The sequence below is a fragment of the Acinetobacter sp. YH01024 genome (assembly GCF_013420195.1).
GTDB classification, from domain to species: domain Bacteria; phylum Pseudomonadota; class Gammaproteobacteria; order Pseudomonadales; family Moraxellaceae; genus Acinetobacter; species Acinetobacter amyesii.
Window position 1 is genome coordinate 58,278 of sequence record NZ_VOYQ01000004.1, and the last position, 15,438, is coordinate 73,715.

Consider the following 15,438-nt stretch of genomic DNA (forward strand, 5'->3'; position numbering starts at 1 on the left):
CCGTGGCTATCCATGAAATCCGTCATCCGCTTATTCGACATAAACTCGGCTTACTTCGTCGTGCAGATATTAGTACTAAAAACTTCCGTGAGCTTGCTCAAGAAGTGACTATGCTTCTGACTTATGAAGCAACGAAAGATTTACCAATGGTCGATCATGAAATTGATGGTTGGAATGGTAAAGTAACTGTAGATCGTATTGCCGGTAAAAAAATAACAGTCGTACCGATTTTACGTGCAGGTATTGGTATGTTGGATGGTTTCTTAAACCTGATTCCAAGTGCAAAAGTATCTGTATTGGGTTTAGAGCGTGACGAAGAAACTTTAGAAGCGCGTACTTACTACAAAAAATTAGTACCAGACGTACAAAACCGTTTAGCCATGATTATTGACCCAATGCTTGCAACAGGTTCATCGCTCGTCGCTGCTATTGACGTTCTAAAAGCCAGTGGTTGTAAAGATATTCGTGTCATGGTGCTTGTAGCAGCTCCAGAAGGCATTAAACGTGTGAATGAAGCTCACCCAGATGTGACCATTTATACAGCATCTGTAGACCAAGGTTTAAATGAAAACGGTTATATCGTTCCTGGTCTTGGCGATGCAGGCGATAAAATTTTCGGTTCAGTTCAAAAAGACTAATTTTTGCATCATGAACAGAAAAGGGGCTTTTATAGCCTCTTTTTTATATACTAAAGACATTGGCATAAATGGAATAGGGTACTTTATGAAGTCCGAACAATATAAAGGTAAGGTGAAGCAGTACAATCCTGAAAAGGGCTTTGGCTTTCTTTCATGTGAAGAAGGTGATGTATTTTTCCATATCTCTGACTTTCCCGCAGATGGTGTCGAGCCAAAACGTAATGATCGTGTGAAATTTAATGTGGTGAAAAATGGTGATCGTTATAAAGCCATAAACATTGAGCGTGAAGAAGACAAATCTGCAAAAGCTAAAAAATCTAAAGTAGTGGCAAATAACCAGTCAATTACTTCAGCTTTGCTTTCGAATTTGCGTAAATAATGTGATTTTAAGATTTCATGGAAATCTTTGAAATAAAAAAGAGGTCTATAGGACCTCTTTTTTATTATCATAAGAGCATTAAAAGAAAATGTGAGAGACAATTTTTATGTTTAAAGAGGGGAAAATCAAAAGCTATAACGTTGAGCGCGGCTTTGGATTTATACAACAAGATCAAGCACAGGATTTATTTTTTCATATTCGTGATTTTCCTAGCCGACACATCGAACCACGTGTTGGAGAAAATCTCAAATACAGGATTGAAGCAGATCGAGGTAAATTTAAAGCGGTAAATATCATCCGTTTAGATTTGAAAAAAGAGCAGTCCACTCATGAACAGATAAATCCGTCATTTGAATCAAGGTCGGATCGAGTGAATGACCAAGCTACTCCTCACGATACAGCCAAAGGCACAGTCTGGGGCAGTAAAATCTTCAGCATGATTGGACTCATTGTAATTGTAGTATTAGCTGTGGCTGTATATGGGAAATATCAGCAGTACCAAGAACAGAAGCAGCTACATTTACAACAGCTCATGCAAGAAAATGAAAACATCGTAAAAGAACAACGTAAAGCTCAGGGGGATTTACCCGATCGGGTGCTGTCTGAGCAAGGTGAAAAAAACCTATACGGAACAGCTTCAACGCACGCTCAGTCTGTTGTTCAAGACACTGCGCAGGCACCTTCTTCAAGTGATTCGCCAAGGGCAGTAGAAAAAGCTCAGTTTAGTTGTGATGGACGACAGCATTGCAGTCAAATGCGCTCAAGAGATGAAGCTCAGTGGTTTATTAAGAATTGTCCAAACACGAAGATGGATGGTGATAATGACGGTATTGCTTGTGAGAATGATTCTAGGTGGTAATGGAAGCATTCACAAAAAAAGCGCCATTAGGCGCTTTTTTTATTTAGACAGATTTTTCACAAAATTGCATAAAGGCTTTGAGACCCGGTCCTTGGTATTTCTGACGATGTACCAACATAAATAATGGACGGGCAAGTTGCCAAAACGGCGTATCTAAAACCACCAATTGGCCTTTTTCACGTAAAGGCTCAATTGCCAGTTTAGAAATACATGACATACCAAGACCACCTGCCACGATTTTTAGAATGGCTTCGTTATGACCCAAGGTTAAACGTATATTGGCATCTGGCAGGTCTTTTAAAATTGCGTTGTCAAATACTTCACGTGTGCCTGAACCTTCTTCACGTAAGATCCATTCCACGTTATCAAAGTCAGCTGCAGTGAGTGCACGATCCAACTTCGCTAAAGGGTGCTCTGGTGAACAGCACACGGCAAGTTCATCGTCACGCCAGTGAATACATTGCAACTGTGGCAGATGGCATGAACCTTCAATTAAGGCCAAATCCAACTGAAATTGGTTTACCGCTTCAATCATTTGGCGGGTATTGCCGACTTGAAGTTGTAAATGTGCTTGAGGCTGAATTTGTAAGAAATCTGCCATGAGGTCTGGCATCAAGTAGTCACTGATAGTTAGGGTAGCGCCCAAACGCAGATCAATACTTTGTAGTTCGCCTTTCGCTGCTTGTTCAAAAGCTTCACAGCGACCTAAAATTTCCAAAGCTTGTGGCAATAAAAAACGACCCAAGTCATTCAATTGCAAGCGTTTACCAAGTCGGTCAAACAGTGGAGCACCGAGACCATCTTCGAGGTCTGCCAATGCCATACTTGCTGCACTTTGAGTAAGTTTGACAGCATCACTGGCTTTGGTAACGGTACCTTCTTGAGCGACTGCTACAAAAACAGCCAACTGGCGTAAAGTCATGCGCATGAATCAGGCCTTAACATTTAAAAAATATTAATAAATTATGCTGTCATGCTAACATGAGCACAGTCTGTCACGCCACGTTCAAATCATGTCAATTGAAAAATTTAGCTTAGAAAAGGTTTTATCTGTACACCGTTGGACCAATACTTTGTTCAGTTTTACCATGACACGCCCTGCGCATTTTAAATTTACCGCTGGTCAGTTCGCACGAATCGGCTTGAAAGTGGGCGATGAATTGGTGGTTCGTGCCTATTCTGTGGTGTCGTCCCCTTTTGATGAAACTTTAGAGTTTTTCTCTATCGTCGTTCCAGATGGTGCGTTTACTTCAAATTTGCAGCATCTACAAGTGGGCGATGAGCTGTATTTAGAAAAAGTCCCTTATGGCTTCCTCACCTTGGCGCGTTATCAGTTGCCATTGCCGAAGGACTTATGGCTGTTGGGGACAGGAACGGGTCTTGCACCATTTTTATCAATGCTACAAGACTTTGAAACGTGGTCTAAATACGAAAAAATTAATCTAGTCTACAGTGTGCGCACCGTATCAGAACTGGCTTATGTAGAGCGGATTCAAGAAATCGCTGAGACCTTTGGTGAAGGGCATACGGGCTTCAAATTTATTCCTATTGTGACACGTGATCCAAATGCACCGCTGCATGACCGTCTACCAGTTTTAATTGAAAATGGCGAGTTAGAACAGGCGGCAGGCTTAGCGTTTAATGTTGATACGACGCATGTCATGCTGTGTGGTAATCCACAAATGGTTGATGACACCAAGGCGGCCTTAAAAGCGCGTGGTTTGACCATGAACCGTCGTGGTGAAGGCAATATTGCTGTAGAAAATTATTGGTAATCTGCCATGAAAAAAAGCTCATCGATGGATGAGCTTTTTTATTTTCGGAAAATAAATAACTGATGTTATGCATGCGAAAGTAATTTTGCATTTTTAAAATGATTGTTAAGCCAATTCGACGGAGTCTTACATCAAGGGAATGAATAAAGTCATTAGCCTTCGGCTGGAGGTACTCTTACGAAGCACGCTTCTCATTAGGCAAAATGAGAAGCGAAGCTTCGCAAGGAAACCATCTTGCGGAGCAGTGCTCCTCACCGCAAAACTCGTTCACTAGCGTCTAATTATCTAAAGTATCGCAAAAATATTTTTGATTTGAAGAAGTCCTATCTCAAACACTTGCGGATGACGTTACCGCGTATCGTACTTTTATTTGAATCAAATTACGCTTCTGATGTTACTGCGTAACATCAGTTAAATAAACGTTTTTATTTTAATGCAGAATTTTATTTAAGAACTGCTGCGCTCGTTCACCACGAGGGGCATTAAAGAAATCATCTTTGCTGCAGTCTTCCACAATTTTTCCTTGATCCATAAAGATCACACGGTCCGCAACCTGACGCGCGAAGCCCATCTCATGGGTTACACACATCATGGTCATACCTTCTTTGGCAAGACCCACCATGACATCAAGCACTTCGTTAATCATCTCTGGATCAAGTGCCGAAGTCGGCTCATCAAACAACATGGCAATCGGGTCCATACTGAGCGCACGTGCAATGGCAACACGTTGTTGCTGTCCACCTGATAATTGTGCAGGGAATTTAGCGGCATGCGCACTTAAACCCACACGGTCTAAATAAGCCAAACCTTTTTTCTTGGCTTCGGCTTCTGATCGACCCAAGACTTTAACCTGCGCAATAGTCAGGTTTTCGGTAATGGATAAATGTGGAAACAATTCAAAGTGCTGGAATACCATGCCGACACGACTACGCAATTTATTTAAATCGGTTTTTGGGTCATTAATGGAAATACCGTCGACTAAAATCGTACCGGCCTGAAAAGGCTCAAGTCCATTAACGGTTTTAATGAGCGTTGATTTACCTGAGCCAGAAGGCCCACACACCACAACCACTTCACCTTGTTTAATTTGAGTCGTGCAATCGGTAAGCACTTGAAAATCTTTATACCATTTACTGACATTTTGGAGGTCAATCATCGTTTTTTGATCGGTCATACACTTAACCTCCGTTGTAATTTTTTAACTGCATAGGTAGCGATCATACTAATAGTGAAATACACCAAACCAGCAAACAGAATGTATTGAGTTAACAATGACATAAGGTCGCCTCGAACATAGTTGGTGCGGAAAAAGTCTAACAGTCCGATGGCATAAACCATGGTTGAATCTTGGAACAGAATGATGGTTTGTTGTAAGAGAAGTGGCGTCATTTTGCGAAAAGATTGCGGCAAAATAATTAAGCGCATTGCTTGGCTATAACTCATACCGAGAGCATAAGCTGCAGAAGTTTGACCTTTAGGAATTGATTGAATCCCAGCACGGACAATCTCTGAAAAGTAAGCCGCTTCAAATAGCATGAAGGCCACGATACTCGAAACGAGGGCAGTATCAATCGTCAGATAGTTACCGGTGATCCCTGTGTAGATAAAGGGTACGGCAAAGTAGAACCACATCAGCACCAAGAGCAAAGGAATAGAACGAAAAAGGTTCACATAGCCTTTAGCAAAAATATTAAATACTTTAATCGAGGACAGGCGCATCAACGCCAATAAAGTCCCAATAAAGACACCACCAATGGTTGCCGTGATCACCACTTTTAGCGTGATGCTGAAACCATGCCATAGTGCAGGGCCAGACGCTTGGAGGTCTTGAATAAAAGAACTGAGCCATTCCATTATTTATCTCCTGCAATTAAGCCAGGAACGCGTAGGCGTTTTTCCAGAAAATTCATGAAACCAATTAAACAGATGTTGATCACGATGAAAATAATGGTGACGTAGGTATAAATTTCGATGGTGTTTTGCGTGTATTCACTGATGGTTTTCATCTGTGAAATGATTTCTGCAACACCGACCAAAGACGCAACTGAGGTGTTTTTGACACAGTTGGTCAACTCAGAGCTGAGGGGTGGCAAAATCGTGCGGAATGACTGCGGTAAGATCACATAGCGGTAAAGTTGAGCCGTGCTAAATCCCATGGCATAACCTGCATTGGTTTGCCCCAAAGGAAGCGCTTCAATACCTGTCCTGACTTGCTCACAGACCCGTGCAGCTGTAAATAGACCCAAGCCGACACTTGCAGAAATTAGGGCGGTCGTATTTGCCCCAAGGTCATTCATCCACCAGCTTTTAATCGCAGCAGGGAGGAAGTTAGGTACAACATAGAACCAAATAAACAGTTGAATCAATAAGGGTACATTTCGGAAAATAGTCACGTAGGCAGTACCAATACCTCGTGCTACAGGACTCGGTAGGGTACGCATAATACCCAAGATGCTGCCGAGCACCATCGCAATGCTCCATGCCACCAAAGCGATGACAAACAACCAGCCGATTCCAATTAAAATCCAATTCAGGTAGGTCGAATCACCTACACCAGTAGATTGGAACAGCACACCCCAATTCCAGCTATAATTCATAGGAACTCCCTATAATGAGCTTAAGCCAAAATCCGTTTGGCTTAAGCATCTTTAGAATGTTTAGGGAAAGTTATTCGTCACGGTCATGTGGATTGCTAATCAATGCTTTTAATTGATCAGACATCGGGAAATTCAAATTGATATTTTTTGGTGGAATTGGCGTTTGGAACCATTTTTTATACATGTCATTGATTTCACCAGAGCTATAGGTCGCTTTGATTGCATCATCAACCACTTGTTTAAAGCCAGTATCGCCTTTACGTAGCATACAACCATAAATTTCTTGAATCGGTGCTGTACCCACGATTTCCCATTTGTTTGGATCTTTGGCTTTCGATTTTTCACCCGCCAGCAAAATATCATCCATCATAAATGCCGCTGCACGACCATTTTGTAGCATGAGGAAAGACTCAGCGTGGTCTTTGGCAGAAATGACTTCACCAATACCTAACTCTTTTTCATGTTGACGAATATAACGCTCAGATGTAGTTCCTGCCGTGGTGACTAATTTTTTACCTTTAAGGTCAGCGAAGTCTTTAATCCCAGAGTCTTTTGCAGTAAGTAAGCGTGAACCCACTTCAAAGAAACCTGTTGAGAAATCAACTTGTTGTTGGCGTTCTTTATTGTTGGTGGTTGAACCACACTCTAAGTCGACGGTGCCATTAGAAACTAATGGAATTCGGTTTTGGCTGGTCACTAAGTTATAACGGATTTTTAAATCGGGAAGATTTAATTGTTTTTTTACTGCTTCAACTACTTTTAATTGAAGATCATGCGCATAACCCACAGGTTGGTTTGGATTATCTGCGATATATGAAAATGGAATCGATGAATCGCGATAGCCTAAAACAATCGTGCCCGATTTTTTGATCTTATCTAAAGTCCCTGAGTCAGAAACAGCAGCTTCACTTCCTGCAGCTTTATCCGTTGTAGGTGCTTTATTGTCACTACATGCGCTAAGCCCTAAAGTGAGCGCACTTGCACAGAACAAAGTTGCTAAATGTTTTTTTGACGTCATCGTTAAAACTCCTTTTACCCTGATTTAATATCCACTTTTTATGATCTTGTTACGTATTTAGTTTTATTGCTTTGTTTTTAAGAATGTTTCAACAATAAAAAAGAGATCATTTTCTACATCTTAGGTGATAAATCGAACAAGGCTCAAGCAAAATTTATTGCCGAATTGTTACTAAGAAATGGGACAAGTTATGAAGATTTTTTATAAGTAAATTTGTTATAAGTGATTGAATATTAAATGAATTATATTTATTGTGAAATAGATAATGAAAATAAAAGGGCATAAAAAAACCTCCAAATGGAGGTTTTCGGGATTAAACTTTAGTTTAATCTCCGTGTTAATGCACAAACATATCCATAAATTCACGAATTTCTTGAATCGCTGTGTCTACGTCGGAAGTCAACCAAGTCGGTTCAAAAAAGCCAGCATAATGCTCCAGTCGATCTTGGGGAACAACTAAGCGAATCGGGCATTCTTCTTCGAGCAAGCGCCAAGGAATAATAGGCACTTCATTATCTAAAAAAGCCGCAATATTTCGAATATCAATCACCATCGCATTGATGCATTCAGGGAATGGCATCACTGAAAACTCTTCAGTACGTCGGCGGAAATATTCCAAATCACCCCATTTCAACACATAACTTGGCTTACTAAATTCAATAATGCCAATAAGATGCTGATCACGAGTGTAATGAAGGGAACATTGATGAGTGACGTCAGTGTCAAGATCAAGCGTTACACCTTGTTGATGGTACGCCATAGATTTGATAACAGGTGAAAAATAAGGTGCATGATTATAGCTCATTTCATTCATCAAAAGCAGAGAATTCCATCTAGCTCAAAAAAGCATTTATTTTTGCAACACTTGATACTCTGAAAATGAATACGATTGAAATGGTACATTCATTTCATGCTCCGATATTTTTACCTTAGCGATTGATTTTAAATCTAAAATTAAGGGAACTATCTAAACAGAAAAACGGATGTAAATTGAACTGATCTTTCAAGTTACATGTTTTCACGGATTGTAATTGTTCTTCACACAACAAAGGATATTGTATTGCTAGTATAAAAAGTGAACGACGAACAACAAAATAGCGAGGGGAATATGACACACGATTTTAATAAACCGCCCCATACCACCAGCGCAGAAGAAACAACACAAAAAAAACGTATCCCAGTGTATATGCTAATTTTAGTGGGTATCTTCTTAATCGCGTTATTATTTTATATGTTTGCAGATATGAAACCGTCTGCTTCGGATGCACCACCTGATCATCCTGCACCGAATGCACAAACTGCAACTGCCAATGATACGACTAGCGGTACAGCGGGGGATGAAGCTGTTGCCAATGATTCAAATACAGCAACTGCGACAGATCATTGATGATAAATACATGAGACAGATTTACATGATTGCAAGATCTGAACCTTAAGCATCTCATCAGAATGACACAAATAAAGCCTTGGTTATGCCAAGGCTTTTTTACATTCAATTGTGAGCTTTTGTTGGAGTTATGCATACTTTGGTTGATTAAAAAATACGCAAAAACTAAGGTGGAAAAGAAAGCTCAAGTTTAAAGCACCAATGCTGTGTGATATCGCGGCATACGTAAAAATGCACATAACAACAGATCATGTATAACAATGAGGGCGAACGTATGAATGATTATCTGGGTGGTCCGCGTGGCCGTTTTGATGCCATGTATTATTGGGAACAGTTTCACCCCATTTTAAGTGCAGTAGCAATTCTCCTGATTGGTTGGGTCATTGCTTTATTGATTGCTGCTGGCGTCAAAAAAGTTCTGCAACAATTAGGTACAAATCAAAAACTTTCAAATGCAACTGGGCACCGTTCCAATGTTGAAAATATAGTCTCCAGAGTAGTGTTCTGGATTATTTTGATCATTGCCGTCATTGGTGCGCTCAATGTGCTGAATTTGACCAGTGTCAGTGGCCCATTCAGTAATATGATTCAGCAGTTCTTGTTATTTATTCCACAGCTCTTGGCTGCGGTAGCCGTGGGTTTTATTGGTTGGATCGTGGCGAGTTTGGTCAAAGTCGGTTCAAAAAAACTGCTTGATAAAACCCAACTCGATGAAAAACTTAGTTCTGAGGTTGGCGTCAGCCCTATCAGTCAAAATATCAGTGAAATTGTATATTGGCTGATTTTGTTACTTTTCCTACCGATTGTTTTATCGATCTTGGGTTTGAACGGTCTATTGTTCCCAATCCAAAATATGGTCACTGAAGTTGTTTCTTATCTTCCCAATATCTTTATTGCCGGTGTCATCGTCTTTGTGGGTTATATTTTGGCGAAGATTGTGCGAGGTATCGTGGAAGGCTTGGTGAACAGTTTGAGTTTGCAGCAGCAAGTCGAAAAAGTGGGCATGTTTAAAAACGCAAAACTTGCTCAAGTTTTGGGTAATTTTGTCTTTGCTATAGTCATTATCACTGCATTAATTGTGGCTTTCGAAGCACTTGGTATCGAGGCGATTTCTCAGCCTGCAACAGCCATGTTACATGAGATCATGTATGCGATACCGAACATCATTGCCGCAGGTTTAATCTTAATCTTGGCCTATGTGGTGTCACGCTTTGTAGCGCGTCTAGTTGTGGATGTGATCTCGGGTACAGGTGTTGATGCTGTACCAGAAAAATTAGACATACAACGCTTTTTGGGCAAAACCAAAGTGTCGGATGTTGTCGGTTGCCTCATTGTATTTTTCACAATGTTGTTTGCGGTATCTGAAGCTGCTAACCGTTTAGGCTTTGAGCAAATCAGTGCCTTGATTGCCATGTTTATCCAGTTCGGTGCAAGTATTTTACTTGGTGCCGTGATCTTGGTTGTGGGTTTCTGGCTTGCCAATATTGTGGCAAATGTGGTGCAACGAGGGGAATATAACAGTTCACGTTGGTTAGGTAATTTGGTCCGTGTGCTGATTATGGGCTTGGTTGTAGCCATGGGCTTGCGTGCCATGGGTATTGCCGACTCGATCGTGAATTTGGCCTTTGGTTTAACGCTTGGTGCGGTTGCTGTTGCATTTGCTTTGGCCTTTGGTTTAGGCGGTCGCAATCCAGCGGAACGATTGTTATCAGATCTTATTGATAAAGCAAAACGTGAAGCCAACGAACCGAATCCAGTACAGGAACAGGCGAAGGCAAAAACCACCTTTAATACGCCAACATCGTCTACAGCGAGTCCAACGCCATCAACATCTGTGATGACTTCTGAAGTGAAAACCGATGATGGCTATCCAAACATTCAACAGGCTGCTCCCGGTGTCAGTGAAAAAGAAACGGCCACGCCAGATCAGTTGGATGTAAACCCGAGTGATCAACCACCAAATAATCCATTTGGTTCGACAGGTGAGGCTGAAAAAGAGGTCGATGCACCTTCGGCACCTGTAACTCCGCCAAAACCAGATGACCCTAATTAACCTGTTCCGTCTTTAGAAAATCGGCCACGCTTAAGTGGTCGATTTTAATGCTCTATAAGGAATATTGTATGGCAAAAGCACCGAATAAATTTTTAGCCCCAGTGATTATTGCAGGGATCACGGTGGGTTTTTTGGCGAGCGCACGACGCTTTATTTTTACAAAACCAAAACGCACTGATTTGGAGCAGACAGAACAATCACCGCTAAACAGTGAAAAAAATTATACCAATCAGTCCAAAAATAATGATTGAAATTTACCCGAAAATTGGTATTTTAAGTAATAGTGATATATGGAATATTACTTAAAATATAAAAACTTAGGATTCATATTGCTGTCATGAATGACACCTATGATCCGTGCAAAGGAATGGCAAAATGGGGGTAATTTCAATGTTCAATACTTTAGTTTCGACACTCAAACAAACCGCAAGCGTGCAACCACAACATATTTCAGTTGCTGTTGAAAAAATGGATATGACAATTCAACGAACTTCGTCGTCGTCAGTATCATTATTTAAAACCGACTATCTTGAATAAGTCAGATCGGGCAAGAAAAAGGGCTGAATGAATCAGCCCTTTTTTATGCAGAGTTCATCTGCGGATTATGATTAATTAATTCTATGTAGAGATCAGACGTATTCAGAAGCGGCATGCGCAGAAGCCCATGCCCATTGGAAGTTGTATCCACCTAAATGCCCCGTTACATCGAGCACTTCGCCAATAAAGTACAAGCCTTTTTGTTTTTTACTTTCCATGGTTTTTGATGAGACTTCAGTGGTATCCACACCACCGAGTGTAACTTCAGCAGTACGGTAACCTTCAGTGCCTGATGGCTTCACTTCAAAGCTTTCTAAACGGCTTGCAATAAGTTCCAGTTTTTCATCACTGATATTGCCAATGGCTAATTCAGCTTGTTCAGGCCAAATCAGATTTTGTAATTCTATAACTACACTTTTCGGTAAGTGTTCATTGAACAGTGTACGCAGTAACACTTTCGGTTGACTAGTTTTCTTAGATTTGAGGAAATCTAAAACATCTAAAGTTGGCAGGAAATTGATATTAAAGCATTGGCCGACATCCCAGTAGTTTGAAAGCTGCAATGAGCTTGGGCCACTTAAACCACGGTGAGTAAAGAGTAGAGCCTCAGTAAAACTGTTTAACTCATTCGATAACGTGGCTTCAACAGCATTGCCGCTCAAGCGTGTGGTGACTTCTTTAAAACTATCGGAGAAAGTGAAGGGTACTAAGCCAGCGCGAGTGGGGTAGACAGAATGACCAAATTGTTTGGCAATCTCATAGCCAATTCCTGAACCACCTAAAGTAGGAATAGAAAGACCACCAGTGGCAATAACCACCGATTCTGCTTCAAAATAGCCTAGATTGGTTGCCACTTGAAAGCCTTGTTCTGGCAAGGCATTGACTGCTTTTACTTCACAGTTGGTTTTAATATCCACCAAGCCTGTTTTGTCACATTCTGCCAATAGCATGGCGAGAATTTCTTTTGCACCATTTTGGGTAAATAACTGCCCATGTTTGCGCTCTTCGTACTCAATGCCATATTCGCAGACCATACCAATGAAGTCCCAGTTGGTATAGCGAGTTAATGCCGAAATAACAAAGTGCGGATTATGTGAAATATAATTTTCTGGTTCGACATACAAATTGGTGAAATTGCATTTACCGCCGCCAGACATTAGGATTTTTTTGCCAACTTTATTAGCTTTTTCAACCACCAAAACTTTGCGTCCACGCTGCGCCGCTTTATATGCCGTCATTAAGCCTGATGCACCAGCACCTAAAACAAGGACATCATATTGATTTTGCGACATGGTAAGTTTCCGCATGGAAGAAAGGACGCAGGATTATACGCTTTTTAGCGCTTCGGTTGAACCTTTCAAGCGACCTTGTAGGCCACCAGTATGGATCACTAAAACACGCTGATGGTTTGTAATCTGACCCCGCTCAATCATGCCGAAAATACCTCGCAGCATTTTAGCCGTATAAACCTGTTCTAATGGGATCGCATAGCGTTGTTCAAAGTCCTGCATAAACTCTAAAAGTTCCAGCGTTGTTTTGGCATAGCCACCACAGCAAAATTCATCACTGATGCTCCAATTGGTTTTCTGTGTCAACTGAGCAACATCGTCGCAAAGAAAATTGCCTTTGAGCGCTGAAAAACCTAGAACATGTTGATGTTCAGCACTGGCTTCAATCAAGCCCGTTATGGTTCCACCTGTACCGACTGCACAGCAGATGAGATCAAAATTTTGTTGATTTTCGTGATTTAAGATTTCCGTACAGCCACGGATAGCCAACGCATTGGTTCCACCTTCAGGAATGACATAATGTTCGGGATATTGCTGTCGTAATTGCGCTAAAGCGTCAGCTTGTTTCTGTTCACGATACTTTTGGCGTGTGACAAAACTGAGCTGCATACCAAACCGTTCGGCGGTGGCTAAAGTAGGATTTCGGGCTTGATGTTGTAATTCTTCCCCACGGATGATGCCTAGACTACCGAATCCAAATAAATGTGCAGCAAATGCAGTGGCTGCAATGTGATTTGAATAAGCACCACCAAAGCTAAGCACCTGTTTAAACCCTAATTTCTGCGCCTCAATAAAATTATATTTAAGTTTATAAAATTTATTGCCCGATATTTGGGGGTGTACCAAGTCCAAACGCTTAATACACAAATCAACCCCTTGATATTGAATAGTCTGCTCAGGAATGGCGTGGGCAATAGATTCAAACATGTTGGTGATCGTTATCTTGGTGGTTAGAGGTCAAATAGGTAGGCATTGTAAAACGGCAGGTGCAGAAGATGAAATCCTGTTGAGTATATTTAGTTTACCAAGAGAACGATTCCGTTTATATCAGCACATATCATATGATTCTATGATTAGTATAGGAAACGACATAGAGACATCATTCCTGACAATTAACCCTAAATCGGCAGATAAATAAGGTGAATATCTACACAAAAATGCTATGCTGATTTTATAAGCAAGATAATTATAAAAATGGAGGGCATCCAATGAGCAAATTAAGTCGGGCTGTGCTGCCTATGCTGTGCCTGTACAGTTTTTGGATGGTTGGCTGTGATACGACAGACGAATTGCATCGTCCTCAAAATGAACATCGCACCATGATCATTGGTGGTGTCCCTGTAAATGACCATGACTATAAATTGCCCCGTGAAGATGTTGCACTCAATGAAGCCGCTGCAGATGACGATTAGCAGATGGATCCGTAAAAAAATTAGGGTGGACATACTGTCAGTACACGGTAGTGAGACGTGACATGTAAAGAGTCACAGATGCAGTGTGCTACGTCAGATGTGTGAACATTTTGAAGTAGACGTCTTACTTCTGCAGTTTAGTTTGTTGGATTAAAGCCTTACAAACATTTAAAAAGGCTCTGTACTCGCCCAGTATGCCCGAACTGGAATGAACCGTGGTTCAAATGCTTAAATCAGGTCAATCTATCAGGTCTATTTGCCAATTGGATGCCTGAATTTCTAAGTTATTTTGTCTAAGTTGCTGACTAATGCTATCGGCCTGTTTCTGTAAATCTGCCACTGCAATGGTTTTAATCCAACGGATTTCACTCGAGCTATAACGACCATTTTCACGGCGTGAGCTGTCAATCGCTTGTTGCAAGATACGATGCTGTTGGGTCAATAAATCACGTTCATTGAGCACTGAAAGCACGGAGCGTCCAGAACTGGTTTTAGCCTGTGCATTGGTGGCGTGAATCTTTTCAATTAAGCCATAAAGTTCTGTATTTACGGCAAATGCTTCTTGAATTAAAGCATTCGGTTCTTCGCTAGGTGCATCACCTTCTTGAATGAGCACGTTGTTATTGATTCGTTGTTGCAGCGACGCCAATTTTGTTTGTAAGTCACTGCGTAAAAGTAGGGCTTCGGCTAATTTCATTGTCTTGATATTAATTTGTACTTTTAGCGATCATGCGATGGATTAATGCAGTATTCAAGTTATTTATAGTGAAAAATTTGGTCAATTAAAATAAACACTGCAAATTATAGGGAGAAATTCAGAGATTCTATCTGTAAAATTGCCACGAATTTAAGTGAAAACGGTGTGACAGTGGAATCATTTTGGATATTAGGCTCGATTGCGGCAGCACTATTACTTGGTGCAATGAGCCCGGGGCCAACGTCAATTTATGTGGCGAAGAATTCCATTGCGATTTCACGTAAACACGGTTTATTTACTGCACTTGGTACAGGATTGGGCGCTGCAATATTTGGGCTTTTAGCGGTATTGGGTTTGCAGGCATTTTTATTGGCTGTACCTTCCGCATATTTGGCTTTAAAAATTTGTGGTGGTTTATACCTGCTTTGGATGGCATTTAAAATTATAAAACATGCCAAAGAACCGATTGAAGCTGGTGATGCCAGCAGCTCGCAGATGTCACTCCGTCGTGCCTTTACGACTGGTTTAATTACCCAGTTGTCGAATCCGAAAATTGCAATTGTATTAGCCAGTATTTTTACGGCACTTTTACCGAAAGACATTCCGACGTATTTTTACTTTGTACTGCCAGTTTTGTGTTTCTTTATCGATGCAGGGTGGTGCTCATTGGTCGCTGTAGCTTTGTCAGCAGAAAAACCACGTAAAGTCTATTTGAAGTTTAAAGCGGGTTTTGATCGGGCAGCTGGGGCAGTGATGACAGTGCTGGGTTTAAAGTTGATTTTTGGTATGAAGTGATT

At 41.0% G+C, this 15,438-nt stretch carries 18 protein-coding genes; 9 read left to right on the plus strand and 9 right to left on the minus strand.

The features are described from left to right. Window positions 1–2: 2 nt before the first annotated feature. The 3 genes from upp (at window position 3) to FTT88_RS03320 (ending at window position 1,876) form a co-directional block, all read left to right on the plus strand. The gene (gene upp / locus FTT88_RS03310) at window positions 3–638 is read left to right on the plus strand and encodes a uracil phosphoribosyltransferase (protein ID WP_078191094.1); all 636 of its coding nucleotides are present in this window, start codon (window positions 3–5) and stop codon (window positions 636–638) included. A gap of 85 nt (window positions 639–723) precedes the next feature. Beyond that, on the plus strand, window positions 724–1,017 hold the full coding sequence (locus FTT88_RS03315; RefSeq protein ID WP_078192288.1) for a cold shock domain-containing protein: 294 nt from the start codon (window positions 724–726) through the stop codon (window positions 1,015–1,017). Between the two features lie 106 nt (window positions 1,018–1,123). Further along, on the plus strand, window positions 1,124–1,876 hold the full coding sequence (locus FTT88_RS03320) for an excalibur calcium-binding domain-containing protein (protein WP_180004745.1): 753 nt from the start codon (window positions 1,124–1,126) through the stop codon (window positions 1,874–1,876). A 43-nt stretch (window positions 1,877–1,919) separates the two neighbouring features. On the opposite strand, the gene gigC is transcribed toward FTT88_RS03320, so the two are convergent. Continuing rightward, on the minus strand, window positions 1,920–2,804 hold the full coding sequence (gene gigC / locus FTT88_RS03325; RefSeq protein WP_078191091.1) for a LysR family transcriptional regulator GigC: 885 nt from the start codon (window positions 2,802–2,804) through the stop codon (window positions 1,920–1,922). A gap of 85 nt (window positions 2,805–2,889) precedes the next feature. Between gigC and FTT88_RS03330 the strand changes: the two genes are divergently transcribed. After that, window positions 2,890–3,651 carry a ferredoxin--NADP reductase gene (locus FTT88_RS03330; protein ID WP_180004746.1) on the plus strand — a complete coding sequence of 254 codons (762 nt, stop codon included), beginning with the start codon at window positions 2,890–2,892 and terminating at the stop codon, window positions 3,649–3,651. Between the two features lie 430 nt (window positions 3,652–4,081). Here FTT88_RS03330 and FTT88_RS03335 read toward each other — a convergent pair whose 3' ends face one another. The 5 genes from FTT88_RS03335 to FTT88_RS03355 form a co-directional block, all read right to left on the minus strand. After that, complete coding sequence (locus FTT88_RS03335; protein ID WP_078191089.1) at window positions 4,082–4,825, minus strand: amino acid ABC transporter ATP-binding protein; 744 nt, start codon at window positions 4,823–4,825, stop codon at window positions 4,082–4,084. Beyond that, a complete protein-coding gene (locus FTT88_RS03340; protein ID WP_168378570.1) occupies window positions 4,822–5,505 on the minus strand; it encodes an ABC transporter permease subunit in 684 nt (227 codons plus the stop codon). Before FTT88_RS03340 ends, FTT88_RS03335 begins: the two co-directional genes overlap by 4 nt. Beyond that, on the minus strand, window positions 5,505–6,248 hold the full coding sequence (locus tag FTT88_RS03345) for an amino acid ABC transporter permease (protein WP_078191087.1): 744 nt from the start codon (window positions 6,246–6,248) through the stop codon (window positions 5,505–5,507). Before FTT88_RS03345 ends, FTT88_RS03340 begins: the two co-directional genes overlap by 1 nt. Window positions 6,249–6,318: 70 nt before the next feature. Beyond that, entirely contained in the window at window positions 6,319–7,266 is a 948-nt protein-coding gene (locus FTT88_RS03350) for a transporter substrate-binding domain-containing protein (protein WP_180004747.1), read from the minus strand. A 337-nt stretch (window positions 7,267–7,603) separates the two neighbouring features. Beyond that, window positions 7,604–8,026, minus strand: a complete 423-nt coding sequence (locus FTT88_RS03355) for a hypothetical protein (RefSeq protein WP_078191199.1) — start codon at window positions 8,024–8,026, stop codon at window positions 7,604–7,606. Window positions 8,027–8,374: 348 nt separating this feature from the next. Here FTT88_RS03355 and FTT88_RS03360 point away from each other — a divergent pair, with 348 nt between their 5' ends. From FTT88_RS03360 to FTT88_RS03370, 3 genes are all read left to right on the plus strand, one after another. Then, a complete protein-coding gene (locus FTT88_RS03360; RefSeq protein WP_078191085.1) occupies window positions 8,375–8,653 on the plus strand; it encodes a hypothetical protein in 279 nt (92 codons plus the stop codon). A 274-nt stretch (window positions 8,654–8,927) separates the two neighbouring features. Next, window positions 8,928–10,706 carry a mechanosensitive ion channel gene (locus tag FTT88_RS03365; protein WP_180004748.1) on the plus strand — a complete coding sequence of 593 codons (1,779 nt, stop codon included), beginning with the start codon at window positions 8,928–8,930 and terminating at the stop codon, window positions 10,704–10,706. A gap of 68 nt (window positions 10,707–10,774) precedes the next feature. After that, the gene (locus tag FTT88_RS03370; protein WP_180004749.1) at window positions 10,775–10,957 is read left to right on the plus strand and encodes a hypothetical protein; all 183 of its coding nucleotides are present in this window, start codon (window positions 10,775–10,777) and stop codon (window positions 10,955–10,957) included. Window positions 10,958–11,335: 378 nt separating this feature from the next. On the opposite strand, the gene FTT88_RS03375 is transcribed toward FTT88_RS03370, so the two are convergent. Further along, complete coding sequence (locus FTT88_RS03375; RefSeq protein ID WP_180004751.1) at window positions 11,336–12,535, minus strand: NAD(P)/FAD-dependent oxidoreductase; 1,200 nt, start codon at window positions 12,533–12,535, stop codon at window positions 11,336–11,338. Window positions 12,536–12,568: 33 nt separating this feature from the next. Continuing rightward, entirely contained in the window at window positions 12,569–13,459 is an 891-nt protein-coding gene (locus FTT88_RS03380; protein ID WP_180004752.1) for a 1-aminocyclopropane-1-carboxylate deaminase/D-cysteine desulfhydrase, read from the minus strand. Between the two features lie 281 nt (window positions 13,460–13,740). On the opposite strand from FTT88_RS03380, the gene FTT88_RS03385 reads away from it, so the two are divergent. Continuing rightward, entirely contained in the window at window positions 13,741–13,944 is a 204-nt protein-coding gene (locus FTT88_RS03385; RefSeq protein WP_180004753.1) for an NF038215 family lipoprotein, read from the plus strand. A gap of 238 nt (window positions 13,945–14,182) precedes the next feature. Here FTT88_RS03385 and FTT88_RS03390 read toward each other — a convergent pair whose 3' ends face one another. Beyond that, window positions 14,183–14,641, minus strand: a complete 459-nt coding sequence (locus FTT88_RS03390; protein WP_180004754.1) for a DIP1984 family protein — start codon at window positions 14,639–14,641, stop codon at window positions 14,183–14,185. Between the two features lie 171 nt (window positions 14,642–14,812). On the opposite strand from FTT88_RS03390, the gene FTT88_RS03395 reads away from it, so the two are divergent. After that, window positions 14,813–15,436: a LysE family translocator gene (locus tag FTT88_RS03395; RefSeq protein WP_078192408.1), complete on the plus strand. Its 624-nt coding sequence runs from the start codon at window positions 14,813–14,815 to the stop codon at window positions 15,434–15,436. Window positions 15,437–15,438: the final 2 nt, after the last annotated feature.